The following is a 24,244-nucleotide window of genomic DNA, read 5'->3' on the forward strand; positions in this document are numbered from 1 at the left end:
AAAAGAGGGGTATGGTAATGGAAGGCGCGGCATTCGTCATCCATTCAACGCTTAACATAATCCCATCTGGCCGGTAATCAGGCTGGAAAAATCATCCTGTAAAAACGGCAGAATAGCATCAGCCACCGGTTGCAGTTGGCGCTCGACGTAGTGAGTATAGTCCAGCGTAGAATGCCGGGTTTCCAAAGGCTCTGGGCCGTTGAGCGTAATCACATAGCTGATCCAACCGCTATTCTGGTATTGAAGCGGGCGACCTATCTGGCGGTTGTAGTCGTCAGCAAGTCGGGCGGCACGCACGTGCGGTGGTACGTTTTTCTGGTAATCACTCAGGGGACGACGCAGCCGTTTACGGTAGACAAGCAGATCGTCAAACTCGCCGTTCAGGGTTTTTTCGACATATTCTCGCAGCCAGGCTTGATACGGCTGCTGGCGGAAGATACGCGCATAAAGCTGCTGTTGAAACTGCTGCGCCAGCGGCGTCCAATCGGTGCGTACCGTTTCCAGCCCTTTGTAAACGATTTTTTCCCCGTCAGGCGTCTGCGCCATTCCCGCATAGCGCTTCTTGCTGCCCTGTTCCGCACCGCGAATGGTGGGCATCAAAAAGCGGCAGTAGTGGGTTTCAAATTGCAATTCGAGCGCGCTGGTGAGCCCTAACGTTTGTTGCAGGTGGTTTTGCCACCAGTGATTGACCAACTGGGCCCGATTACGGCCTATCTCGATGGCTTCATCATTATCATGCGCGCGTTTCAGCCAGACGAAGGTGGAGTCGGTATCACCGTAGATCACCTGATAGCCCTGCGACTCAATCAAGGCGCGGGTTTGCTGCATAATCTCGTGACCGCGTAGGGTGATTGAGGAGGCCAGCCGCGGATCGAAGAAATGGCAGCCGCTGGCACCCAACTCGCCATAGAAAGCGTTCATGATGATTTTCAGCGCCTGCGACAGCGATTTATTCCCGGCGCGCTTGGCGGCATCGCGTCCCTGCCAAATCTGCTCGACAATGGCGCGCAGGCAATGCTGCTGGCGCGAGAAGCGGGCACCACGAAAGCCGGGCACTGACGCGTCGTCATCCGGCTGTTGCATGCCGCAAATCAACCCCACCGGGTCGATAAGAAAGGTACGGATGATCGAGGGGTACAGGCTTTTATAATCGAGCACCAACACCGAATCGTACAGCCCAGGAGATGAATCCATGACAAAGCCGCCGGGGCTAGTCTCCACGGCAACTTCGCCCAGATTAGGAGCTACGTAGCCAAGACGATGCATGCTCGGCAGATACAGGTGGCTGAATGCGGCGACCGACCAGCCGCTGCGATCCGCCGCCAATCCGGTGACGGTGGCGCGTTCCAGCAGGAATGGCATCAGCTCGGTTTTTTCAAAAATTCGCGTGACCAGCTCACAGTCCTGAAGGTTATAGCGGGCGAGGGCGGGTTTATCGTGTGCAAAGCGCTGCTCGATTTCATCCATGCGCTGGTAGGGATTATCCGACAGTTTGCCTTCCCCCAGCAGCGTCTGGGACACGTATTCCAGACTAAAAGAGGGAAAATTCCAGGTAGCGGATTTCAAGGCTTCAATGCCGTCTACAATCAGCCGCCCTGGCGTACTGTAGAAGAAATGCCCCTGTTTGAAACCGTGCTCGCGCCACTCCAGTTCCTGATTACCCCGGCCCAAGCGCAGCGGGATTCGATAACGCTCGGCATGTTTTTGCAGTACGCGCAGGTCAAACTGCACCAGATTCCAACCGATAATGACATCGGGATCGTGCTCTGCAAACCAGGCGTTGAGTTTCTCCAACAATTGTGGGCGACTGTTGACATATTCCAGCGCAAATTCAGGGGCAGACGGCACATCATCGGGCTCAGGGCCCAGCATATACACCTGACGCTGCCCACCCCCTTCCAGCCCGATGCAGTAAAGCTCACCGTGCCGGCTGGTTTCAATATCCAGCGACACCAGCTTTAATCTGGGACGATAGTCAGGGCTGGGCTTCATCTGAGCGTGAACCACCGCATTCGGCCCGGCAGGCTGACCGCTGAACCACACCGGCGCGGTGATAAAGCGTTCCATCAGATAACGATCGGGGGGGCGGATGTCCGCTTCATAAACGGTAATGCCCGCTTCCTGTAATCGCTTTTCCAGTGCCAGCAGTTGGCGGTAATGAGAACAATAGAGGCCCAGCAGCGGCTGGTGGTGGAAATCTTGTAACATCAAAGGGCGCAACGAGGGGGACGCTGCTTACGGGTCACTGAGGTATCGGTATTCAGCAGCACTTCAGTGCGCGCCTGCTGCTGCGCGGGAATGAAGGCCACCGCCTGTTGAGGTGGTAATGAAACCAGCACCGGACCACCGTCGGTGGCGAGCCAGAGATCAATCTGAAGGCCAGCGGGGGTGTCATGCCAGTGGCGGGTAAGAATAAACCCCTGAGACGCCTGCACCACGCGTGAATACCTCAGCCAAAAGAGAAGTATTAAGTATGGTTATATATGGGTCTTCCCCGATCATGGTGGGAAGGCTCAGAACGCCATATCCAGCTTCCCGTAGTGGAACATCACTCCCAGCTTAAAGCGCTCCCGGTTTCGGTATCCCCTGGCTTTTATCCTCAGCAGCCTGATCTTGCTGTTCAGTGCCTCCGCATTTCCGTTTGAGACTCTGTGTCGCATGGCATTCAGGATCCCGTACAGCCTTTTTCCTATCGTTTTCGCCGCGTTTTTCATCATGGGAACGTCACTGTTGGCCGCCAGCGCCAGCCATCTCTGCCTGTCATTCCGTCTTTCCTCGCTCCATGGCCTGTTCCAGATATCCTTTGCCAGCTCTTTCAGCGCCCAGCACTGTGACGCCGGCTTTCAACAGGAAGGTGCGGATGTTCATTCTGGCGGGTTTTATCCACCACTTCGCCCAGTTGCTTTGCTACATGGAAGCGGTCGAAGGCGATTTTCTCAACCGCACTGGGTAAGTGGATACGTGCTGCTCTTATATATCCTGCATTCATGTCCATTGAGAGCGTTTTGATAGCCAGCAACTGCCCGTCAGTGAGCGTGCGAAGATAGCCGGCGAGACTCTCTGTGCCGCGATCATCCGTTAAGGCCAGCGCCCGTCCATCGCGATCGGAGATCACCGTTATGTAACGATGCCTTTTTTAAAGGCGACCTCATCCACATTCATATGACGGGAGGATAATGGCTTTTTTATCCGGGCAAGACCTCGCTTAACGGCCCGGATCATAATGCCGTCAACCGCATTCCAGCTGAGCTTAAGTTGTTTCCTGACAGCATCAACGGTGCTGATTTTCAGCCATGAGAGCACGAACGATTCGAACAGCAGCGTATACCGGCTGCCAGGCCCTGCCCACGGAACAGGCAACGTTTGGCAGCCATGCTCCGGACACATAATGCGAGGAACATCTGCTTCAACCAGCGTGGTGAACTGGCAGGTATCGAGGTGCCGCCATTTACGATGACGGTGATCGTGAACAGAACAGGATTTACCGCAGGTCGGACAGGCTAACCGGGTGTTTTCAGCGATTCCCACAGTGACAGTAACAGAACCGGCATTTTCATCGAGAGAAAGGGACCTTACCTGCCACGGAACGGACAGGTTGAGAATATGAGCGTAGAGAGACTTTTCGTCCATGGCGGTGACCTCTGGCGATTAAATGCACCATTATCATGCCTTCAGCCACCACAACAAGAGAAGACCCATTTTTGTACAGTAATTGGAGGGCGTATGCGTAAAATTATTCATGTCGATATGGATTGCTTCTATGCAGCCATTGAAATGCGTGACAATCCGCGCCTGCGCGATATTCCTCTGGCGATTGGCGGCAGTGCAGATCGACGTGGCGTGATCAGCACCGCCAACTATCCCGCCCGCCGCTATGGCGTATACAGCGCCATGGCGACGGCGACCGCGTTGCGCTTGTGCCCTCAGCTTAAGCTTCTGCCGGGTCGTATGGAGGTGTACAAGGCCACCTCGCGCCTGATTCGCGATATCTTTTCCCGCTACACTACGCTGATCGAACCCCTTTCGCTGGATGAAGCCTATCTGGATGTGACAGACAGCCCGTTGTGTAACGGTTCTGCGACGCTGATTGCTCAGGATATTCGCCAGACAATCGCCAATGAATTACAGCTCACGGCATCTGCGGGCGTGGCTCCCATCAAGTTTCTTGCCAAGGTAGCATCGGAACAGAATAAGCCTAACGGCCAGTTTGTGATTACTCCTAACAACATGGACGCCTTTCTGCTAGCGCTGCCGCTGGAAAAAATCCCCGGCGTGGTGATCTTGACCCACCATCTCCGGACAGCTTTTGTCTCTTAAGTTGACGATGCCCGCTGGCGCCGATATTCTCTTGGGGAGTTGTATCCCAGCGCACTGTGCGGATGGTTTTCATTGTAATGATTGAACGCCGCTGCAAGGTTCTTCAGCGCTGTTCGCACATCGGGTTTTGGCATGAAGGCGATGTAATCTTCCTTCATCGTCTTCACGAACCGTTCTGCCATGCCGTTACTCTGTGGACGGCTCACTGCTGTTGTGCAGGGCTCCAGATTCCGTTCTCTGGCGAACTTCCGCGTTTCATGCGCTGTGTACGCTGAACCATTATCCGTCAGCCATTGCACTGGTTTATCCGGCAGCGCGCTACCGAAGCGTTTTTCCACCGACCTCAGCATCACATCCTGCACGGTTGAACTGTCATAACCCCTGGTGCTCGCTGCCCAGTCTATGGCCTCCCGGTCGCAGCAGTCCAGTGCGAATGTCACCCGCAGCTTCTCGCCGTTGTCACAACCGAACTCGAAGCCATCTGAGCACCAGCGCATATCGCTCTCTGCTACCGCGATTTTGCCTTTATGCTCCCGCTTCGGACGTTCAGTTTTATCATGCAACAACAGCAGGTTATGCTCGCTCATTATCCTGTAAAGCCGTTTGGCGTTCACCGGTGGAAGTGTAGTGGTCAACTAATATTGGCCACCGCATTAGACTGTATGTAGAACAGTCGCTCAGATTCGTTTGGAGTTAAGCCGCCGTTATACCAGTGAGGCCGGATAGCGCTGTAATACCCCGTGATGTAGCGGATAATCGCGTCCTGGGCTTCGCTGAAGCTGTTGTAACCCTTTGTCGGCACCCATTCTGTCTTCAGGCTGCGGAAGAACCGCTCCATTGGCGCATTATCCCAGCAGTTACCCCGCCGACTCATACTCTGCTTTATCCGGCAGCGCCACAGGGCTTGCCGGTATTGACGGCTGGTATAGTGGCTGCCCTGGTCGCTGTGGAACATGACTCCTGTTGGTTGTCCCCGGAGTTCCCAGGCCATCTGCAACGCTTTAACTGTCAGCGCCGAGTCCGGCGAGGTCGACATGGCCCAGCCCACCGGTTTGCGGGCGAACAGGTCTAGCACCACCGCAAGGTAAGCCCAGCATTTGCCCGTCCAGATGTAGGTCACATCGCCGCACCAGACCTGATCCGGCGCGGTAACCGCGAACTGGCGGTTGAGATAGTTCGGTATTTCAACGTGTTCATTGCCGCCGCGTTTGTATTTGTGAGCCGGTCGCTGGCAGCTGGCGATACCCAGCTCCTTCATCAGCTTGCCAGCCAGCCAGCGCCCCATTTTGACACCAGAGCTGCCGGTGACGATGGTCGCGATACTTCGAGCGCCGGCAGAGCCGCCGCTGGCGTTCCAGGCTTCCATGACGCGACTACACTTAACCACGCGCTCACCGTCGGGTTCATTAGCGGAAGCCTGCCAGTGCCTGTAGCTGCTGCGATGTACCTCAAAAGTTTGGCACAACGCCGTGACCGGGTATCGCGCCCTCAGCCTGTCGACTACCGTGAACCGTTGAGTGAGTCCGACATTAAGAGCGCCGTAGCCTTTTTTAGGATTTCGTTCTCCATTTCAAGGCATTGGACTTTTTTCTTCATCTCACGCAGCTCGAGCTGTTCAGGGGTAAGAGGAAGTCCCGTTGGCGTTTTTCCCTGTCGTTCAAGGCGAAGCTTATTGACCCAGCGACTAATGGCAGAATGGCTGACATTAACCGCCTCTGCGGCCTTAACGTATGTGTAGCCGTGGTCGACAACCAGCTTTGCGGCTTCGAGCTTAAATTCCGCCGTAAAATGTTTACCCATGAGGTCACCTGTCGTGTTGATGAGGTGAGCATATCACCTCCGATCAGGTGGCCAGTATCAGTGTGCCACTACAAACAGTGCCGGTGGATACCTGACGCGCTATCAGGCGCTTTTCAGATAGTTCAGTACGATATCGTGGTGATCGCTGGTTTTGAAATCATCAAACACGTGCGCCACTTTACCGTCTTCATCAATCAAAAAGCTGATACGGTGAATGCCGTCGTAGGTTTTTCCCATAAATGTCTTTTCGCCCCACACGCCGAAGGCTTGTGAGATCTGATGATCTTCGTCGGACAACAACGTAAAGTTCAGCAGCTCTTTTTCCGCAAAACGAGACAGTTTTTCCGGTTTGTCGGTGCTAATACCCAGCACTTCCACGCCATGTTTCTTCAGATCGTCCATGTTGTCGCGCAAACCGCAGGCTTGCACGGTACATCCCGGCGTCATCGCTTTAGGGTAAAAATAGACCAACACTTTTTGTCCCTGGAAGTCGGTTAAATTTACTTGTTCGCCATCCTGGTCGGGCAAGCTAAATTTCGGTGCGGTATCACCGGCTTTCAGTGTGTTCATCACTACTCTCCATCTTTCTCTTCATGCTGTGGATAGTTCACGACGCTAATACTGCCTTGTGCGTGCAGTTCTGTACATAGCTGATGAAAGGCTGGCTCAATAATTGCGCCATTAAGCGTTTCAGGGCTGTGTGCGGTGATTTGAATATATAACGTTGACGGATGTCCGCTGGTGGCGGACTGCGTTTTTGAAACCAGCCCCGCAATGTTCATGTGATGGGCGTCAAACAGGGCGGTAAAGCGTTCAATGATATGCGGTGAATCAGCCAGTTCAACCTTGACCCATACCGTCGAGGGCATCGGCGGGCGAGCCTGAGACTCTGTGCGCTTCATCACGATCAACAATTCCATTTCCGCCCCTTTGAGCGGCAGCGTGGATTCGATAAGCGTGATGGCATTCCAACTTCCCGACAGCAGCATGATGAACGTGAACTCTTTGCCCAGCATCGCAAGACGACTATCTTCAATATTACAGCCACAATTACAGCCACAGCTACTGACGTGACGTGTGATGGCGTTCACAATCCCGGGACGATCGACGCCGAGGGCGGTGATAACCAGAAAATGTTCTTGTTGGCTCGGCAAAATCTTGCTTCCTCTGCATCGGGTTGAGAGTAACATGGTAAACACAAAAAATTGTCTGGGGCAATTTTGAGTTTGTTCTGCGTGCGTTTTCCCGCGCCGCCGTCAGTCGCGGCATGTAGAAAGAAAAAAACCGCATGTCAGACGCCGACAACGCGGTTGCGCGCTTGCTTTTGCAGTGAAGTCAAAAGTACCATGAAGAACTTGTTTTTGGAGGGGATGGCGAATGTTTACGGGAAGTATTGTTGCACTGGTTACGCCGATGGACGACAACGGAGCCGTCGATCGTGCAAGCTTGAAAAAACTTGTTGATTATCATGTTGCTAGCGGAACCGCGGCGATAGTGTCTGTCGGAACCACCGGAGAGTCCGCCACCTTGAGCCATGATGAACATGGCGATGTGGTGGTGATGACGCTGGAACTGGCAGACGGACGTATCCCGGTGATAGCCGGAACGGGTGCCAATGCGACGTCGGAAGCCATCTCTCTCACCAAGCGTTTTCACGGTACCGGCGTGTTGGGCTGCCTGACGGTAACCCCTTACTACAACCGCCCGACGCAGGAAGGGTTGTTCCAGCATTTTAAAGCGATTGCCGAGCACACCGATTTACCGCAGATTTTGTATAACGTACCGTCGCGTACCGGTTGTGACATCCTACCGGAAACCATCGCCCGTCTTTCCGAAGTAAAAAATATTGTTGCGGTTAAAGAAGCTACCGGGAACTTAAGCCGTGTGAGTCAGATCCAAGAGTTGGTTGATGATAAATTCATTCTGCTGAGCGGTGATGACGCCAGCAGCCTGGATTTTATGCAACTCGGTGGTCGAGGCGTGATTTCCGTGACGGCGAACATTGCAGCGCGGGAAATGGCACAGCTGTGCGCACTGGCGGCACAAGGTGATTTCGCTGCGGCGCGCCGTTTAAATCAACGCCTGATGCCACTGCATCAGAAATTATTTGTTGAACCTAATCCGATCCCGGTGAAATGGGCATGCAAGGCATTAGGATTGATGGCGACTGATACGCTTCGCTTGCCGATGACGCCACTGACTGACGCCGGTCGTGCAGTGATGGAGCGCGCATTGAAGCAAGCTGGTTTGCAGTAACCCTTAGGGAGATTTGATGACTTCTTCAGTGCAAAAGTCCATGGTGGCAAAAGTGGTTGGTTTGTCGCTGGTTATGCTGTTAGCAGCATGTTCTAGCGATCAGCGTCACAAACGTCAGGTCAGCGGCGATGAGTCCTATTTGAAAGCGCCACAACCGAGGACGTTAGTGGCACCGGCGGGAATGATCCTTCCGGTGCAGAATGGGGATTACGAGATCCCGGCAGCCTCATCAACCGGTGAGCTGGGTAAAGCGTTAGATATTCGTCCTCCTATCCAGCCATTGGCATTGTTAAGCGGATCGCGCACGCAAATTTCCGGTGATACAGCCACCTTGCTGATCGAAAACAGCGCGCAGGCGAACCGTCTGTGGCCGCAGGTGGTGCAAATCATTCAGGACAAGGGCTATGTGATTGCCAGCCGTCAGGATGCTTCGCAGACGCTGACCACCGATTGGATCTTCTGGCCGCGTGACGATGAAAGTGTGCCGTACCGCGCACGTTATCAGATCTCCGTTCAACCTCAAGGGTATCAGGTCGCGGTTGTCGTGAAACTGCTCGGCCTCGAAGTGCAGAATACGCCGGTAGCAGAGGTGCTTCAGGTGCAACGTTATACCAGTCTGATGGCCAATACTCTGTCAGACGCGTTGGAGAAACAGGCAGCCGCACGTGAGAATGCGCAGGCCAATCGCGCAGTCGGTACGCTGGATGTGCTGAGCGGTGCCGATGACAGAGGTCTGCCGTTGCTGGTAGTGCTTGGTCCTTATTCAGTGGTCTGGGATCGTCTTCCTGCCGCGCTGGAAAAAGTCGGCATGAAGGTGAACGATCGCAGCCGTCCGCAAGGCTCCATTGCTGTGACCTACAAAGCACCGGGCAGCAGCGCCTGGGAACGTCTGGGGGCGAAAGACCCTGAATTGACCAACGGTGATTACAAATTGCAGGTTGGCGATCTGGGTAACCGCAGTACGTTGCAGTTTATCGACTCGAAAGGGCATACGCTCAGCCAGTCGAAAAACGACGCGCTCGTTGCCGTCTTCCAGGCGGCACTCAGCCACTAACAGCAAGGGCCGGTCACATCCGGCCCTTCTTTATTTGGCCCGGCGAATGCCGGTATTTTTATTGTTAATCAAGTATTAAATCATCGGGCCCGTTGTCGGTGGCCCACAACTGTGTGGAGTAATAAAAGATGCAAAAGCTAGCTGAGTTGTATCGCGGAAAAGCGAAAACGGTCTACACCACTGAAGATCCCGATCTGTTGGTGCTGGAGTTTCGCAATGATACGTCAGCCGGTGATGGCGCGCGCATTGAACAGTTTGATCGTAAAGGTATGGTGAACAACAAGTTCAACCATTTCATCATGAGCAAACTGGAAGAAGCGGGCATCCCGACGCAAATGGTCAAGTTGCTGTCCGACAACGAAGTGCTGGTGAAAAAGCTGGAGATGGTGCCGGTAGAGTGCGTGGTGCGTAACCGTGCTGCCGGTTCTCTGGTGAAACGCCTGGGTGTGGAAGAGGGCATTACCCTGAATCCGCCACTGTTTGACCTGTTCCTGAAAAATGACGCCTTGCACGATCCGATGGTGAATGAGTCTTACTGCAAAACCTTTGGTTGGGTGAATGAAACCCACCTGGCGCGCATGAAAGAACTGAGCTACAAAGCCAACGACGTGCTGAGCAAGCTGTTTGATGACGCGGGCTTGATTCTGGTGGATTTCAAACTGGAATTCGGATTGTTCAAAGGTGAAGTGGTGCTGGGTGATGAGTTCTCCCCAGACGGCAGCCGCCTGTGGGACAAGCAAACCCTGAACAAGATGGACAAAGACCGTTTCCGTCAAAGTCTGGGTGGCTTGATTGAAGCCTATGAAGAAGTTGCACACCGTCTTGGCGTAAAATTGGACTAAACGCGCAATCGTTTTCGTGTTGAAGCATTGCGCGCGTGCCGTTGCCTGCCATTCTCTGCACTAAGCGGAGAATGGCAGTTTACCCGTACCAATGTGGGTATTGGGCTAATTAGCGGTGTCAAAACAGTGCTATCATCTGAGTCTTGAATGAAACCGATATCTTGACTTCAGCATGGCAGGAAACCCCTTCCTCATGACTTCTTTTGATCCCACGCTTCTGATCCTGCTCGGCCTTGCAGGACTCGGTATTATCAGCCACAACATGACGGTCACCTGGGCGATGTTGGCGCTGCTGGCGGTACGCTTGACGCCGCTGAACGGTTATTTCCCGCTGGTGGAAAAATATGGATTGAGCATCGGGATACTGATTTTGACTATTGGCGTGATGGCCCCGATCGCCAGTGGGAAAATCAGTGCCCACAACTTCTTTCAGGCGTTCCTTAACTGGAAATCGCTGGTAGCGATTGCGGTGGGCGTTGCGGTTTCCTGGCTCGGTGGTCGCGGCGTTTCTCTGATGAGCAATCAACCTTCCGTGGTGTCGGGATTGCTGATTGGCACTGTGGCCGGCGTCGCGTTGTTCCGCGGCGTGCCAGTCGGTCCGCTGATTGCGGCAGGTCTGCTCTCGTTGTTGATTGGCAAATCCTGAGAACGGTATTGGCATGTCTGAGCTCATCACCCCAAACCTGCTCAGTGCTGACGCGAACGGCGATCCTGCGCTGCTGCGGCATGTTGGCGTACGCCGCCTGCTGGTGTTCAGCGGCGAGGCGCATTGGGTGCAAAGGCAGGCGGAAGCGCTGTGCCGACAGACGCCGGGGGATTGGCTTTGGCTGGGGGGCATGCAACCTGACAGCATACCCTTTAGCAAAGCGCGGATGCTGCTGGGGCAAGAGTATCAGCATGCCGTCTTTGATGCTCGCAGTGGGCTGGATGTAGAAGCGCTGGCGATCGTGGCTGGCACGTTGCGTGCGGGCAGTTGGCTACTGCTACTGGTTCCGCCTTGGCACGCGTGGGCACAACAGCCCGATGCTGATAGTTTGCGCTGGAGCGGGCACCCGCAGGCGATAGCTACGCCGAATTTCATTACGCATTTTCAGCAGCAACTGCTGGCGGACGATGAGGTCACGCTGTGGCGGCAGGGAGAGGAGGGAGCCATAAAGCCGCTGACGCCTCGTGCGCCGTGGCAACCTGCCAACGGTGACCCAACGCCACAGCAGCAGGCATTGCTGACCCGTCTACGGGATGCGGCACCGGGCGTTTATGTGATTACCGCCGCGCGCGGGCGCGGTAAATCGACGCTGGCGGGAATGCTGGCCGCGCAGTGTACGGGTGTCTGTTGGGTGACATCACCTTCCCGTGAAACTGCCGCTCAGTTGCTACATTGCGGTGGGGCTGAATTGCCGTTTTGGTCTCCAGACGCTCTGCTTGCACATTGCCAATCGTCATCAGTACCGCCGCTCGACTGGCTGTTGATTGATGAGGCGGCGGCGATCCCTGCGTCAGTGTTGCAGGCGCTGGTAAGCCATTTCCCTCGCGTGTTGATGCTCACTACGGTGCAGGGGTATGAAGGGACGGGACGTGGCTTTCTGCTGAAATTTTGTGCCTCGCTGCCGCGGTGCGACATGCTGACGTTGGATCAACCGCTGCGTTGGGTCGCAGACGATCCGCTGGAGCGTTTTTTGGACGAGGCTCTGCTTTTTCGTGACACGTTTACTGATGTCAATGCCCTGAATCCGGTGACTGCGAGATTACCTGCTGTTGTCACTAAACGTTTGGCGTCGGCGTGGTTGAGTGAAGCGGCGGGTTTGCATCGGTATTATGCCTTATTGTGCAGCGCGCATTACCGCACCTCGCCGCTTGATTTGCGGCGCTTGCTGGATGCGCCCAGCATGCATCTTTACGGAGCTCAGCGAGGCGAAGCACTGTGTGGCGTAGCTTGGTGGGTTGATGAGGGCGACCTGTCGCCAGCGTTAGCGCATGAGGTGTGGGCGGGCCGCCGTCGCCCGCGCGGCAATCTGGTGGCACAATAGCTGGCGGCACACGGTGATGAGTGGCAAGCCCCTTGTTTACGCTCGCGGCGTATCAGCCGTATCGCGGTTGTCGCAGAGCAGCGGCGCAGCGGTATTGGTCATGCACTGATTGCTGCACAACGGGACACCGCAAGCGATGATGGTATTGATTTTCTGTCGGTCAGCTTTGGCTATCAGCCGGAACTGTGGGCATTCTGGCAGGCATGCGGGTTTAGGCTGGTGCGCATTGGCAGCCATCGCGAGGCGAGCAGTGGCTGCTATAGCGCGATGGCTATTTTGCCTATCAGTGAGGAAGGACGACAATTGGCGACGCGTGCCGAATGGCGTCTTGCTCAGGAGTGGCCTGCCTTGCGCCGTATTATTCCTCTGGCGCTGCCGTTGCAACTGCCGATGACAGAGCTTTCTATACTCGAAGATGCCTAATGGCGCAGCCTGGCCGGATTTGCTTTTGCGCAGCGCGGCATGGAGCCCACCTTTGCCGCGTTGACACGTCTGCTGGGGCGCTCGGGATTGCCGCTGCCCGCATTGCGCATGCTCAATGCTTATCCGCACGATCCAGAGCGTGGTGTGACGGTGTTTTCATTAAGCGGTAAAAAAGCGCTGTTACAACGCTGGCGTGATGAGACGGCTCAGGCACTTGCCGAGCTTGATGCCGCAGTCTGTGCTCGTTGGCAATGCTGGACGCAACCGGATGGTTTCCGGCTGAATAAATAAGTGCCTGGTGTAATGGACCGGTTTGCCGGCATACGTAGTAATCGACATGGAAAAGAGCGACATATTATGGTGATGGGAATTTTTTGCGGTTCAAGTGCGGGAAGTGACACCGCCTTTATTGATGCAGCGCGGATGACGGGAAAAAACCTGGCGCAGGCCGTTATCGCCATTGTTTATGGCGGTGGTCGTGTCGGGTTGATGGGCGCGGTTGCGGATGCGGCTCTGGCGCAGGGCGGCGAGGTGATCGGTGTCATGCCGCGCCTGTTGGCCGATCAAGAGCTTTCTCATCCGGGCCTGACCACACTGCATGTGGTGGAAAACATGCATGAGCATAAAGCCAAAATGGAGCAGATTGCCGATGGTTTTATCGCGATGCCGGGTGGCCCGGGGACGCTGGAAGAAATTTTCGAGCAGTGGACCTGGGCGCAATTGGGGATTCATGACAAACCCTGCGCGTTTCCAATGTTAACGGTTATTTTGACTCGCTGAAAACCATGAATGAAACGATGGTCAGACAGGGGTTTATGAAGCAACCCTATGCCGATATGCTCACATTTTCTGACAGCATTGAGGATATTCTCCGCGTTTTCGCTGCCTATACGCCGCCGCCGCATAAGTGGACTCCTGCGTTTCTTCAGGTAGGGTGATATGGTGATGGAGACGTCCTGTGTGATTCGCATCGCCGCTGCCGTGATCACCGATGCAACAGGTGCCTGTTTGCTGGTTCGCAAACAGGGCACCACCGCGTTTATGCAGCCCGGGGGAAAAATGGAACCCGGAGAAACGCCAGAACAGGCGCTGGTGCGCGAACTGAAAGAAGAGCTGTCGATTCAGATTGCGATAGCGGATCTGACGTATCTTGGTCATTTTTCCGATCAAGCGGTCAATGAGCCTGGGTATGTTGTTGAAGCCGACGTGTACCGTGTGCAGGGTGTGAATAGCGTCGTAACCCCGGCGGCTGAAATTGCCTGGGTTAACCCAAAAACGCCGACGACGCTGCCTCTGGCCCCGTTGACTCAGCAACAATTATTGCCCCTCGCCGCCGCATTTTGACACTGTTGTGACAGGCTGGCCGCCGCGTCAGCCTGGTATTTCTCTTTTTCGTTCCTGCCTATGGGGTGAAGTAAGTGAGGGCGGGTCATTGGAAATAATTGAATGACTTGTTCAATAAATCCCGATAGCACGTGATAACCGCAGAGGTATCATTAAAGAATACCATGACAAAACGGGACATATCATTAGCGATGCAATTACAGTACAACAACCGGAGCAGGCGCAGCGTTTGGTCTTGCTGTTTCACGGTGTTGGCGACAGCGCCAACGGCATGGCGGCACTGGGGCGTTATTTCGCCGATGCTTTGACAGATGCCAGTGTTGTCAGTCTCAATGGGCCTGAAAGCACCGAATGGGGCGCAGGGCGTCAGTGGTTCTCCGTGCAAGGAGTGACCGAAGAGAACCGTCAGGCGCGCGTTGATGCGGCGATGCCGGGGTTTCTGTCAACGGTGCGCTATTGGCAGGCGAAGGTTGGGGTCGATGCTGCACATACTGTGCTGGTTGGGTTTTCGCAGGGGACCATCATGTCTCTGGAAGCGCTCAAGGCAGACCCGGCGATTGCCGGTACGGTTATCGCCTTTAGCGGCCGCTTTGCCTCGTTGCCAGAATCTGCATTGACGCCCGCGGTAGTGCATTTTATCCACGGAGAGCAGGACAGCGTGATTTTGCCTGCGCACGCACAGGCTGCCGCTCAGCGCCTGCATACGTTGGGTAGTGCGCATTCACTTGATTTGATTGCAGGTGTCGGCCACTCGATTGACGGTCTGATGCTGCAACAGGCACTGGGTTATCTGGCATAACCGGATCCTGTTGCTTGTAAGGCGGTTCTACCCATGAATCGCCTTTGTTTTTCTTTGCCCTTGCTCGCTATTTTCGCCCGCACTGAATGAGATATCGCGCCAAAATCATGTCGAGTAGTTTCCCTGTCCATATAAAAAGTGAATTTTTCCATATTTAAATAACGTTGAATGGCCGACGATGTTATTGCACTACTTATGTGTTGCATTGCATCGGTAGTGCACTACACACACCATAATGTCTGACGTTTTTCCCGCTATACTCATATGTATTCGTGTCGCTGGCTTATTTAAAGTCGGTTCTTCATGCCGCTGTGTTGGTGGTGCGACACGAATCATTGAGGGTATATACATGTCACGTCATTTTAGGAAATAAGGGTGTTATATGTTTAAACGTATAAAAGTTGTGACCATTCTTATTATTGTTCTCTTAACTCTGGGTATTTCACAATTTCTCACCGGTGCGCTTTCCATGCGTGCGCTGGTCAATGACCGAGAAGGGTTTCAGGCTTCACAGCGTACGAATCAGAGCGTGGCGGCGTTTACCTGTAGTGGTCAACTAATATTGGCCACCGCATTAGACTGTATGTAGAACAGTCGCTCAGATTCGTTTGGAGTTAAGCCGCCGTTATACCAGTGAGGCCGGATAGCGCTGTAATACCCCGTGATGTAGCGGATAATCGCGTCCTGGGCTTCGCTGAAGCTGTTGTAACCCTTTGTCGGCACCCATTCTGTCTTCAGGCTGCGGAAGAACCGCTCCATTGGCGCATTATCCCAGCAGTTACCCCGCCGACTCATACTCTGCTTTATCCGGCAGCGCCACAGGGCTTGCCGGTATTGACGGCTGGTATAGTGGCTGCCCTGGTCGCTGTGGAACATGACTCCTGTTGGTTGTCCCCGGAGTTCCCAGGCCATCTGCAACGCTTTAACTGTCAGCGCCGAGTCCGGCGACGTCGACATGGCCCAGCCCACCGGTTTGCGGGCGAACAGGTCTAGCACCACCGCAAGGTAAGCCCAGCATTTGCCCGTCCAGATGTAGGTCACATCGCCGCACCAGACCTGATCCGGCGCGGTAACCGCGAACTGGCGGTTGAGATAGTTCGGTATTTCAACGTGTTCATTGCCGCCGCGTTTGTATTTGTGAGCCGGTCGCTGGCAGCTGGCGATACCCAGCTCCTTCATCAGCTTGCCAGCCAGCCAGCGCCCCATTTTGACACCAGAGCTGCCGGTGACGATGGTCGCGATACTTCGAGCGCCGGCAGAGCCACCGCTGGCGTTCCAGGCTTCCATGACGCGACTACACTTAACCACGCGCTCACCGTCGGGTTCATTAGCGGAAGCCTGCCAGTGCCTGTAGCTGCTGCGATGTACCTCAAAAGTTTGGCACAACGCCGTGACCGGGTATCGCGCCCTCAGCCTGTCGACTACCGTGAACCGTTGAGTGAGTCCGACATTAAGAGCGCCGTAGCCTTTTTTAGGATTTCGTTCTCCATTTCAAGGCATTGGACTTTTTTCTTCATCTCACGCAGCTCGAGCTGTTCAGGGGTAAGAGGAAGTCCCGTTGGCGTTTTTCCCTGTCGTTCAAGGCGAAGCTTATTGACCCAGCGACTAATGGCAGAATGGCTGACATTAACCGCCTCTGCGGCCTTAACGTATGTGTAGCCGTGGTCGACAACCAGCTTTGCGGCTTCGAGCTTAAATTCCGCCGTAAAATGTTTACCCATGAGGTCACCTGTCGTGTTGATGAGGTGAGCATATCACCTCCGATCAGGTGGCCAGTATCAGTGTGCCACTACAACCGATGCCTGGATTATGATGAACCAAACGCGTATTGCCGTCGGCACCATGATTCAAAATATGATGATGGGAAATGCGGATAAAGACGCGATGCAATCGCTGCTGCAAATGGCGAAGGAGCGCATTGCCAGTTCCGAAAGCCGCTATAAGGCCTATCAGGCTATTCCTCCTTCGCCGGGGATGGATCCGGCGCTAATCAAAAAGCTGGAGGAAAGCTATGTCGTTTATCAGAAACTGCTGAACGATATTGTCAATTAACTGGCCGGTGGGCTGGCCGGGGCGGCAATGAAACTGCATGAAGGAGCGGCACCGCTCAACGTGGCGATGCAAGAAAACTATCTGGCATGGCGAGAAGCAAAAACGCAGGTAGCCGATAATGGACTGCACGATAACCGCCGTGCTTTCCAGGAGATGTTGTGGCTATTAGGGGCCATTTCGCTGATGGTGGTATTGGTGATTGTGCTCAGCTGGGTTGGATTACAGCGTATTCTGTTGCAACCGCTGCATGCGCTGATGCGCCATATCAATGCGATTGCCAAAGGCGATCTGACGCAGTCGATTGACGTTCAAGGACGAAATGAGATGAGCCAGCTTGCCACCGGTTTGCATCATATGCAGCGCTCATTGATTGATACGGTAAGCGCGGTGCGTGACAGTGCACAGTCTATTTACACCGGTGTCAGCTAGATTTCGGCAGGCAGCAACGATCTTTCATCGCGTACCGAGCAGCAGGCCGCGTCGCTGGGCGAAATGGCTGCCAGCATGGAACAGTTGACCGCCACCGTAAAACAGAACTCACACAGTGCTCGGCAGGCGGCGCAGGTAGCAAAAGAGGCATCAGAGACGGCAGACAAAGGCGGTGTAAAAGTCAGCCATGTGGTTATCACGATGAACCAGATTTCCGACAGTTCGCAAAAAATCGCGGATATCACCAACGTGATCGATGGTATTGCTTTTCAGACCAATATTCTGGCGCTGAATGCCTCCGTGGAGGCGGCGCGAGCAGGCGATCAAGGCCGTGGCTTTGCCGTGGTGGCAGGCGAAGTGCGCACGCTGGCACAGCGCAGCGCTCAGGCGGCGAAAGGGATCAAAACCCTGATTGACGATTCGGTCAATCGCGTCAGCACCGGGGCGATTCAAGTGCGGGAAGCGGGAGACACCATGCAGGAAATTGTCACGGCGGTGAGTCGCGTGACCGATATTATGGGTGATATTGCGTCGGCATCCGATGAGCAAAGCCGTGGTATCGATCAAGTTGGACAGGCGGTGAGCGAAATGGATCGGGTGACGCAGCAAAATGCGGCGCTGGTAGAGGAATCCGCCTCTGCGGCAGTCTCGCTGGAGGAGCAGGCGGGCTTTTTACAAGGTGCTGTGTCGGCGTTCAACATTGGCAATAACAAAAGCGTGCCGCCTGCTGCGACTCAGCCGTTTACACGCAGTACGCAAGGGTTATTGCCCGCGGTAAAAAACGCCTCCGGGCGTGGGTCAGAACACAACTGGGAGGCGTTTTAGATCGCTTAACATGTATTAGTCGCGACTTGATCTGACACTGGACCTTGAAAGGTTGAGAGTTACCGGTTTTGATATGGGTGTCGAATCCTTATACAAAACACGAGGTAACTCTCATGCTTCATACTAACAATCCCATCATCAAGCACAAAGCTGGCCTGCTCAATCTCGCCGAAGAACTCGGTAACGTATCAAAAGCCTGTAAAATCATGGGGGTGTCACGCGACACGTTTTATCGCTATCAGGAACTGGCGGCAGAAGGCGGCATTGACGCTCTGGTTAACCAAAACCGCCGGGTTCCCAACCTGAAAAACCGTGCTGATGAAGCCACTGAACGTGCGGTTGTTGATTACGCCATTGAGTTCCCGGCTCATGGCCAGCACCGGACCAGTAATGAGCTGCGTAAAAAAGGCGTCTTCATTTCTGGCAGCGGTGTGCGCTCCATCTGGCAACGACACGATCTGGAAAACTTTCGTAAGCGCCTGAAGGCACTTGAGGAAAAAGTTGCCAGAGAAGGCATCGTACTTACTGATGCTCAAATCGCTGCACTGGAGAAGAAGGCGCACGACGACGAAGCCTGTGGTGAAATAGCGACTGCTCACCCGGGTTATCTGGGGTCGCAGGACACCTTCTACGTGGGTAATCTGAAAGGTGTTGGCCGTATCTACCAGCAGACGTTCGTGGATACGTACTCGAAAGTGGCGCACTCAAGCTTTACACGAGTAAAGCACCGATCTCTGCCGCCGACCTGCTCAATGATCGCGTGCTGCCGTTCTACGAAGCTCAGGGGCTGCCAATGCTAAGAATACTGACGGACAGGGGGACGGAGTACTGCGGTAAAGTGGAACAACATGACTATCAGCTGTACTTGGCTATCAACGATATAGACCATACGAAAACGAAAGCGATGTCTCCGCAGACAAACGGTATCTGCGAGCGCTTCCATAAAACTATTTTGCAGGATTTTTATCAGGTTGCGTTCCGTAAGACGTTATACGAGGACCTAGAAAGTCTACAAAAGGATCTGGACAACTGGTTGTGGCATTACAATAATGAGCGAACTCATCAGGGTAAAATGTGCTGCGGGCGTACGCCAATGGCCACGTTACTTGATGGTAAACGAGTCTGGGCAGAAAAAAATCTGAACCAGATTTAATCTGACAGACACCTGTATAAATAACCGGTAACTGTCAGATCAGGTCTGAGCTAATACACTTAACACTGGACCGTGCAGCGTGCTGTGGCCCGGTTACAGGCACTCAACGATCAGTGTGATGCCCTGGCCAGCGCCGATGCACAGCGTTGCCAGCCCCAGTGTTTTATCGTAGCTGCGCAGCGCGTGGATCAGGGTAACCAGAATACGTGCACCGCTGGCCCCGATCGGGTGGCCCAGAGCAATCGCGCCGCCGTTGACGTTAACTTTTTCCGGGTCCAGACCCAAATCGCGCTGTACGGCGAGGAATTGCGCTGCAAATGCCTCGTTGGCTTCGATCAGATCGATATCCTGTATGGTCAGTCCCGCCTTGAGCAAGGCTTTTTGGGTCGCAGGAATCGGACCCAATCCCATCACTTCGTTCGGAACACCGGCTGAAGCCCAACTGCGAATGCGTGCCAGCGGCGTGATACCCTGCTGACGAGCTTCGGATTCTCGCATCAGCACCAGCGTTGCTGCCGCATCGTTGATTCCCGAGGCATTGCCCGCAATGACGGTGCCGTCCGGCAGGAAAGCTGGGCGCAGTTTACCCAGTGAATCCAGCGTGGTATCGGCACGCACGAACTCATCCTGATTGAAGATACGTGTCTCTTTTTTCACGCGCAGTGCAATCGGGGTGATCTCAGCCTCAAAGCGACCGCTGGCCTGTGCGGCGGCTGCTTTTTGCTGCGACGCGAAAGCGACAGCATCCTGATCTTCCCGCGTAAAGCCATACTGCTTGGCGATGTTCTCGGCGGTGATCCCCATATGGTAATCATTGAAGGCGCACCACAGACCGTCTTTGATCATGGAATCGATTAATTTGCCATCGCCCATGCGGTAGCCCTGACGCGCTTTCTCCAGCAGGTAAGGAGCGGCACTCATGTTTTCCATACCGCCCGCGATACAGACCTGATTGTCGCCCGCAACGATGGATTGTGCACCGAGCTCCACTGCCTTCAGGCCGGAGCCGCACACTTTGCTGACAGTAAAGGCAGGCGTTTCAATGCCGAGCCCGGCAGCCTGACCTGCCTGATGCGCCGGGTTTTGGCCCAAACCGGCGCTCAACACATTGCCCAGCATCACTTCATCAATCTTCAGGCCTTGCGGCAGGGATGACATGCTATCTTTAATCGTGGCGCTTGCCAGTTCGACGGCGGAAGTCGTGGCCAGACTGCCCGCGAATTTACCGATCGCGGTACGTTTGGCACTTACAATCACAACGGAATCTTGTGTGTTCATCAGAGTATCCTTAGTGGACTTTTAACGGTTGCAGGTCGTCGGAGACAATGAAGTTGGCTTCTGTCTTCTGGCGCAGTTCGTCGAGGGTGATATCCGGGCTGATTTCGCGCAGTACCATCTGCTGATCGATAAATTCAAATACCGCCAGTTCGGTGACCACCATGCTGACTTTGTTGGCAGTGGTTAGCGGGTAGGTACATTCATGCAGCAGTTTAGGGGCACCGTTTTTGACGCAGTGTTCCAGCGCAATGATCACCTTTTTAGCACCGACCACCAGATCCATGGCACCGCCCATGCCGGGCACCATTTTGCCGGGCACCACCCAGTTGGCGAGGTTGGCATTTTCATCCACCTGCAAACCGCCGAGTACGCACACGTCAACGTGGCCGCCGCGGATCAGAGCGAACGAGAAGGCGCTGTCAAACATCGCAGCGCCGCGTACCATGCCGCAGGGTTGTCCACCTGCGTTAACCAGATTGGTATCGATTTCAGTAATGGCACGGCTTTGTTGAATAAACAGATTTTATGCTACCAGCCCAGTAAAACGATTGTTTCCAGCAACGTAAAATCATGCAGTTAAGCATCATGAGAAAACGGAATGCCTGAGGTGATAAGCATTTTCTACCAAAATGGGCATAGTAAAACAGCACGATTCCCTATTATTCAACAAAGCCTAATGGCACCTAAACCGAGAAAGCCGTTTTCCGATTGGAAGGTCACTTCAATGGCTTCGGGTACGTAGTTGGCTACCTGAGTTGGCAGACCAATCCCTAAATTCACAACGTCGCCGTCGTTTAACTCGAGCGCGACGCGGCGAGCAATAATTGATTTCGCGTCCATTATTTTTCTCCAACATAAAGGTGATCGACCAGTGCAGCAGGCGTCACAATGCATTCCGGCGCTAATTGGCCGACAGGAATAACCTGCTCGCATTGCGCCACAACGTTATCTGCGGCAAGTGCTATCAGAGGATTAAAATTACGGGCGGTAAGGTGATAAATCAGATTTCCACGGGTGTCGGCGATGCTTGCGGCTTTGTTGAATAAATAGAAAGTTTGGGTAATCATCGGATCAGATCACCATAGTTGTTTCAACATCAGGTCTCCATGGCAAAACAAAATTTTAAAATCACTAACTGTCCCTCCTATAACAAGGCCCTCAAGCAGCGCGGTTCTCTAACCGTATGGCTAAATAGCTGTTCCTAATACCGCTACACTTTTGCCTGTCCATGTTTTCCACTGGGAAACGGGCTGACGGTTTCCATGAAGCGGCGAACCTTGTTCAGTAACTGCCACATTGAACAGCATTGATGATTGCGGGTAATGGTTTCATCCAACGCCTGCCATAACCGCTCTACATGATTTACCCATGGTGAGTACACCGGCTGATAAATAACCCTGAATTTCGGGTTTTCTTCCATCCAGCGCTGCGTCTCCCGGCTTTTGTGAATAATGTAGTTATCAACTATCAGCGTGAGCGTTTTTGCCCGTCTGTACGTTGCTCTCAGATGCTCTAACATACTGATAAAAAACACGAACTTTTACTGTTTCCTCCAACATCGCTGACTTTTCCCGTCCCGCTGTGTAATGCACCCGCCAGATAATATTTCTCGTTCTGGCCCGGCGTCACGATGCGTTTCTGCTTCCCGCGAACCTGCCAGTCCGCGCCAATTTTGGGATTCAGATGAATATCCACTTCGTCTTCGTAAAAGACGGGATGTTCCGCGCTGCATTGTTCCAGCGCCATCGCGATGGCCTCCATTTTTTCTTCCTTATGCGGGTCGCGGATACGCAGCGTAGGAGCTGCGCGTCGCCACACCAGACCGGCAGAAGGCCGCCAACGGCGCACCGTGGAAGCATGCAACTGGCAACCGGTTATCTCATTGATTTTTATCGCTAGCAGTTCCGTGCTCCAGCGCGAACGCTGATAGCCAAAATCATGAGGGGAACGCTTTACGAGCTGGATTAACAGTGCGCAGATCTGTTCAAACGGCCAGCGACGGCCACGACCGGGCCGCAGAGATTTGAGGCCTTCAATGCCGTACAGGGTGAGCCAGTTAATCCATCTGCCGATTGACGAACGGGCGCAGCAAAGCATTCTGGCGACATCGCTCACCCCGGTGCAACATCAGGATGGCGGTCAGCCTGCGGGCGTGATTCTTGTCACGCGTTTTATGGAGAGTTTTCTTCATCAGGCGTCGTTCGTTACGGGGTATCGGTGCTATGCTCGACATCGCTCAGTCCGGTTGATGATTTGGGAGCTTTATCGATTGATCAGATCGCTCAACTCGGACTGAGTTCCCTTCAGGTGATCTACTATTCGGAACAGTTATTTAGGCTGTGTCCCTTAATTACCTGACAGGTGAAAAATCGTACAAATTAGACAGTTTCTGACAGTAAAAGCACACGGAATTAGCCAAAAAACGAACATGTTTGATATATTTTCCTCATTTCCAATCAGTGAAAATGAATTGCGGGACACAGCCTAACAGTCAGCAATTTAACGAAGTTACCCATCTGGTTTTGCGAAGACTGATTATTGATGACATGAACGGCCTGACGGCCTGATATAAAAACAAAAAATGAAAATGGCTCAATGAAGCCGATGGCCTTTTTAGGAATATCAGGTGCGAAACTCATCGTGGCGCGGGCATCCTTGGCCATAAAGACGCCGGATAGATTTAAGCAAGCCCACCATTAATCAAAGATCAGTGTTGCAAAAATGGGGGTGACCATAGATTCATTGAGGGCTTTACAGGGTTTTGTTGACTCGATTTTTAAACTGATTAAATTGTCGCTGCATTGTCCAGACTATTCGCTGCTCAGCAAGCGAGCAAAGACAGTGAACATCAGCATAAAAACGCCAACCCGTGGTGAAATCTCACATCTGGTCATTGATGGAACCGGCCTGAAGGTCTTTGGCGAAGGCGAATGGAAAGTCCGGCAGCATGGTGCCGACAGACGCAGGGTGTGGCGTAAGCTGCATCTGGCAGTAGACAGTGCGACGCATGAGATTATCTGTGCGGATTTGTCGCTCAGTGGTACGACTGATGCCCAGGCTCTACCGGCACTGATAAACCAGACCCACCGGAAAATCAGAGAGGCATCGGCTGACGGCGCTTACGATACAGGTTACTGCCATGATGCTCTGCTGAGGAAGAAAATAAGGCCGCTTATCCCGCCGCGAAGGGGGGCGCAATATTGGCCGGACCACTACCACGAGCGTAACCACGCTGTTGCAAATCAGCGCCTGAGCGGCAGCAACGATACCTGGAAAAAGAAAGTGGGCTATCACCGACGCTCAGTGGCTGAAACGGCCATGTTCCGGTTCAAAACGCTTCTGGGTGGTCATCTAAGTCTGCGTGACTACGATGCTCAGGTGGGTGAAGCCATGGCGATGGTCAAAGCGCTTAACCGGATCACGCTATTAGGAATGCTGAACAGTATTCGCATCACGTAACAATCGACCTGGGGCACAGTCGTTACAAGTTCTGATTTATTCAACAAAGTCAGTCTCAAACGGAAATGCGGAGGCACTGAACAGCAAGATCAGGCTGCTGAGGATAAAAGCCAGGGGATACCGAAACCGGGAGCTCTTTAAGCTGGGAATGATGTTCCACTACGGTGTATTAGCTCAGACCTGATC

Annotated in this window: 16 protein-coding genes and 11 pseudogenes; 14 read left to right on the forward strand and 13 right to left on the reverse strand. The window is 53.7% G+C overall.

Features of this window, described 5'->3' with window-relative positions:
- Window positions 1–51: 51 nt before the first annotated feature.
- Together ACWWJF_RS06230 and ACWWJF_RS06235 are read right to left on the reverse strand one after the other, a co-directional pair.
- Window positions 52–2,438, reverse strand: a pseudogene (locus ACWWJF_RS06230) (DNA polymerase II).
- Between the two features lie 75 nt (window positions 2,439–2,513).
- Window positions 2,514–3,630 (reverse strand): annotated as a pseudogene (locus ACWWJF_RS06235) (ISL3 family transposase).
- A 93-nt stretch (window positions 3,631–3,723) separates the two neighbouring features.
- Here ACWWJF_RS06235 and dinB point away from each other — a divergent pair.
- A pseudogene (gene dinB / locus ACWWJF_RS06240) lies at window positions 3,724–4,275 on the forward strand (DNA polymerase IV); the annotation flags it as partial.
- A gap of 38 nt (window positions 4,276–4,313) precedes the next feature.
- Here dinB and ACWWJF_RS06245 read toward each other — a convergent pair.
- The 4 genes and pseudogenes from ACWWJF_RS06245 to ACWWJF_RS06260 all read right to left on the reverse strand — a co-directional run.
- A pseudogene (locus tag ACWWJF_RS06245) lies at window positions 4,314–4,940 on the reverse strand (IS3 family transposase); the annotation flags it as partial.
- An 8-nt stretch (window positions 4,941–4,948) separates the two neighbouring features.
- Window positions 4,949–6,117, reverse strand: a protein-coding gene (locus tag ACWWJF_RS06250; protein WP_455868400.1) for an IS3 family transposase whose coding sequence is annotated in 2 segments (ribosomal slippage) — window positions 4,949–5,862 and window positions 5,862–6,117 — 1,170 coding nt in all. Because the reading frame shifts where the segments join, the coding sequence is not laid out codon by codon here.
- 102 nt (window positions 6,118–6,219) lie between these two features.
- Window positions 6,220–6,687 (reverse strand): thioredoxin-dependent thiol peroxidase, encoded by a 468-nt coding sequence (bcp, locus tag ACWWJF_RS06255; protein ID WP_455870958.1) that lies wholly within the window; start codon window positions 6,685–6,687, stop codon window positions 6,220–6,222.
- Window positions 6,688–6,689: 2 nt separating this feature from the next.
- Window positions 6,690–7,307 (reverse strand): glycine cleavage system transcriptional repressor, encoded by a 618-nt coding sequence (locus ACWWJF_RS06260; RefSeq protein WP_455868978.1) that lies wholly within the window; start codon window positions 7,305–7,307, stop codon window positions 6,690–6,692.
- Between the two features lie 187 nt (window positions 7,308–7,494).
- Here ACWWJF_RS06260 and dapA point away from each other — a divergent pair, with 187 nt between their 5' ends.
- The 9 genes and pseudogenes from dapA (at window position 7,495) to ACWWJF_RS06305 (ending at window position 15,451) form a co-directional block, all read left to right on the forward strand.
- Window positions 7,495–8,373, forward strand: a complete 879-nt coding sequence (dapA, locus tag ACWWJF_RS06265; RefSeq protein ID WP_455868979.1) for a 4-hydroxy-tetrahydrodipicolinate synthase — start codon at window positions 7,495–7,497, stop codon at window positions 8,371–8,373.
- Between the two features lie 16 nt (window positions 8,374–8,389).
- On the forward strand, window positions 8,390–9,427 hold the full coding sequence (bamC, locus tag ACWWJF_RS06270) for an outer membrane protein assembly factor BamC (RefSeq protein ID WP_455870959.1): 1,038 nt from the start codon (window positions 8,390–8,392) through the stop codon (window positions 9,425–9,427).
- Between the two features lie 128 nt (window positions 9,428–9,555).
- Entirely contained in the window at window positions 9,556–10,269 is a 714-nt protein-coding gene (gene purC / locus ACWWJF_RS06275) for a phosphoribosylaminoimidazolesuccinocarboxamide synthase (protein ID WP_438815240.1), read from the forward strand.
- 193 nt (window positions 10,270–10,462) lie between these two features.
- Window positions 10,463–10,915: a DUF441 domain-containing protein gene (locus tag ACWWJF_RS06280; RefSeq protein ID WP_455870960.1), complete on the forward strand. Its 453-nt coding sequence runs from the start codon at window positions 10,463–10,465 to the stop codon at window positions 10,913–10,915.
- A 13-nt stretch (window positions 10,916–10,928) separates the two neighbouring features.
- A pseudogene (locus tag ACWWJF_RS06285) lies at window positions 10,929–13,010 on the forward strand (tRNA(Met) cytidine acetyltransferase TmcA).
- Window positions 13,011–13,073: 63 nt separating this feature from the next.
- Window positions 13,074–13,657 (forward strand): annotated as a pseudogene (locus ACWWJF_RS06290) (LOG family protein).
- Window positions 13,658–13,664: 7 nt separating this feature from the next.
- Entirely contained in the window at window positions 13,665–14,063 is a 399-nt protein-coding gene (locus tag ACWWJF_RS06295) for an NUDIX hydrolase (RefSeq protein ID WP_455870961.1), read from the forward strand.
- Window positions 14,064–14,244: 181 nt separating this feature from the next.
- Window positions 14,245–14,862 carry an esterase gene (ypfH, locus tag ACWWJF_RS06300; protein ID WP_455870962.1) on the forward strand — a complete coding sequence of 206 codons (618 nt, stop codon included), beginning with the start codon at window positions 14,245–14,247 and terminating at the stop codon, window positions 14,860–14,862.
- Window positions 14,863–15,244: 382 nt separating this feature from the next.
- On the forward strand, window positions 15,245–15,451 hold the full coding sequence (locus ACWWJF_RS06305; RefSeq protein ID WP_455868980.1) for a Tar ligand binding domain-containing protein: 207 nt from the start codon (window positions 15,245–15,247) through the stop codon (window positions 15,449–15,451).
- On the opposite strand, the gene ACWWJF_RS06310 is transcribed toward ACWWJF_RS06305, so the two are convergent.
- Window positions 15,415–16,583, reverse strand: a protein-coding gene (locus ACWWJF_RS06310) for an IS3 family transposase (RefSeq protein WP_455868400.1) whose coding sequence is annotated in 2 segments (ribosomal slippage) — window positions 15,415–16,328 and window positions 16,328–16,583 — 1,170 coding nt in all. Because the reading frame shifts where the segments join, the coding sequence is not laid out codon by codon here. The genes ACWWJF_RS06305 and ACWWJF_RS06310 overlap by 37 nt on opposite strands.
- Window positions 16,584–16,647: 64 nt before the next feature.
- Between ACWWJF_RS06310 and ACWWJF_RS06315 the strand changes: the two are divergent.
- A pseudogene (locus ACWWJF_RS06315) lies at window positions 16,648–18,168 on the forward strand (methyl-accepting chemotaxis protein); the annotation flags it as partial.
- A 113-nt stretch (window positions 18,169–18,281) separates the two neighbouring features.
- Window positions 18,282–19,321: pseudogene (locus ACWWJF_RS06320) on the forward strand (IS481 family transposase).
- Between the two features lie 93 nt (window positions 19,322–19,414).
- Here the strand turns inward: ACWWJF_RS06320 and ACWWJF_RS06325 are convergent.
- The 6 genes and pseudogenes from ACWWJF_RS06325 to ACWWJF_RS06350 form a co-directional block, all read right to left on the reverse strand.
- Entirely contained in the window at window positions 19,415–20,599 is a 1,185-nt protein-coding gene (locus ACWWJF_RS06325) for an acetyl-CoA C-acetyltransferase (RefSeq protein WP_455868981.1), read from the reverse strand.
- A 10-nt stretch (window positions 20,600–20,609) separates the two neighbouring features.
- Window positions 20,610–21,077, reverse strand: a pseudogene (locus tag ACWWJF_RS06330) (CoA-transferase); the annotation flags it as partial.
- 185 nt (window positions 21,078–21,262) lie between these two features.
- The gene (locus ACWWJF_RS06335; RefSeq protein ID WP_455868982.1) at window positions 21,263–21,439 is read right to left on the reverse strand and encodes a CoA-transferase; all 177 of its coding nucleotides are present in this window, start codon (window positions 21,437–21,439) and stop codon (window positions 21,263–21,265) included.
- Complete coding sequence (locus ACWWJF_RS06340; protein WP_455868983.1) at window positions 21,439–21,666, reverse strand: CoA-transferase; 228 nt, start codon at window positions 21,664–21,666, stop codon at window positions 21,439–21,441. Before ACWWJF_RS06340 ends, ACWWJF_RS06335 begins: the two co-directional genes overlap by 1 nt.
- A 143-nt stretch (window positions 21,667–21,809) precedes the next feature.
- A pseudogene (locus tag ACWWJF_RS06345) lies at window positions 21,810–22,832 on the reverse strand (IS630 family transposase).
- Between the two features lie 223 nt (window positions 22,833–23,055).
- Complete coding sequence (locus tag ACWWJF_RS06350; protein WP_455868984.1) at window positions 23,056–23,262, reverse strand: hypothetical protein; 207 nt, start codon at window positions 23,260–23,262, stop codon at window positions 23,056–23,058.
- Between the two features lie 76 nt (window positions 23,263–23,338).
- On the opposite strand from ACWWJF_RS06350, the pseudogene ACWWJF_RS06355 reads away from it, so the two are divergent.
- Both ACWWJF_RS06355 and ACWWJF_RS06360 read left to right on the forward strand, forming a co-directional pair.
- Window positions 23,339–24,058: pseudogene (locus ACWWJF_RS06355) on the forward strand (IS5 family transposase); the annotation flags it as partial.
- A gap of 31 nt (window positions 24,059–24,089) precedes the next feature.
- The gene (locus ACWWJF_RS06360) at window positions 24,090–24,242 is read left to right on the forward strand and encodes a transposase (protein WP_455870963.1); all 153 of its coding nucleotides are present in this window, start codon (window positions 24,090–24,092) and stop codon (window positions 24,240–24,242) included.
- Window positions 24,243–24,244: the final 2 nt, after the last annotated feature.

This window comes from Symbiopectobacterium sp. Eva_TO (assembly GCF_053848865.1).

Bases quoted from the DNA above. Each gene is read 5' to 3' on its own strand.
- ACWWJF_RS06305 (WP_455868980.1), top strand. From the start codon at position 15,245: ATGTTTAAACGTATAAAAGTTGTGACCATTCTTATTATTGTTCTCTTA.
- ACWWJF_RS06350 (WP_455868984.1), bottom strand. From the start codon at position 23,262: ATGGCCAAGGATGCCCGCGCCACGATGAGTTTCGCACCTGATATTCCT.
- ACWWJF_RS06260 (WP_455868978.1), bottom strand. From the start codon at position 7,307: ATGTTACTCTCAACCCGATGCAGAGGAAGCAAGATTTTGCCGAGCCAA.
- dapA (WP_455868979.1), top strand. From the start codon at position 7,495: ATGTTTACGGGAAGTATTGTTGCACTGGTTACGCCGATGGACGACAAC.
- ACWWJF_RS06295 (WP_455870961.1), top strand. From the start codon at position 13,665: ATGGAGACGTCCTGTGTGATTCGCATCGCCGCTGCCGTGATCACCGAT.
- ACWWJF_RS06335 (WP_455868982.1), bottom strand. From the start codon at position 21,439: ATGGACGCGAAATCAATTATTGCTCGCCGCGTCGCGCTCGAGTTAAAC.
- purC (WP_438815240.1), top strand. From the start codon at position 9,556: ATGCAAAAGCTAGCTGAGTTGTATCGCGGAAAAGCGAAAACGGTCTAC.
- bcp (WP_455870958.1), bottom strand. From the start codon at position 6,687: ATGAACACACTGAAAGCCGGTGATACCGCACCGAAATTTAGCTTGCCC.
- bamC (WP_455870959.1), top strand. From the start codon at position 8,390: ATGACTTCTTCAGTGCAAAAGTCCATGGTGGCAAAAGTGGTTGGTTTG.
- ACWWJF_RS06340 (WP_455868983.1), bottom strand. From the start codon at position 21,666: ATGATTACCCAAACTTTCTATTTATTCAACAAAGCCGCAAGCATCGCC.
- ACWWJF_RS06280 (WP_455870960.1), top strand. From the start codon at position 10,463: ATGACTTCTTTTGATCCCACGCTTCTGATCCTGCTCGGCCTTGCAGGA.
- ACWWJF_RS06325 (WP_455868981.1), bottom strand. From the start codon at position 20,599: ATGAACACACAAGATTCCGTTGTGATTGTAAGTGCCAAACGTACCGCG.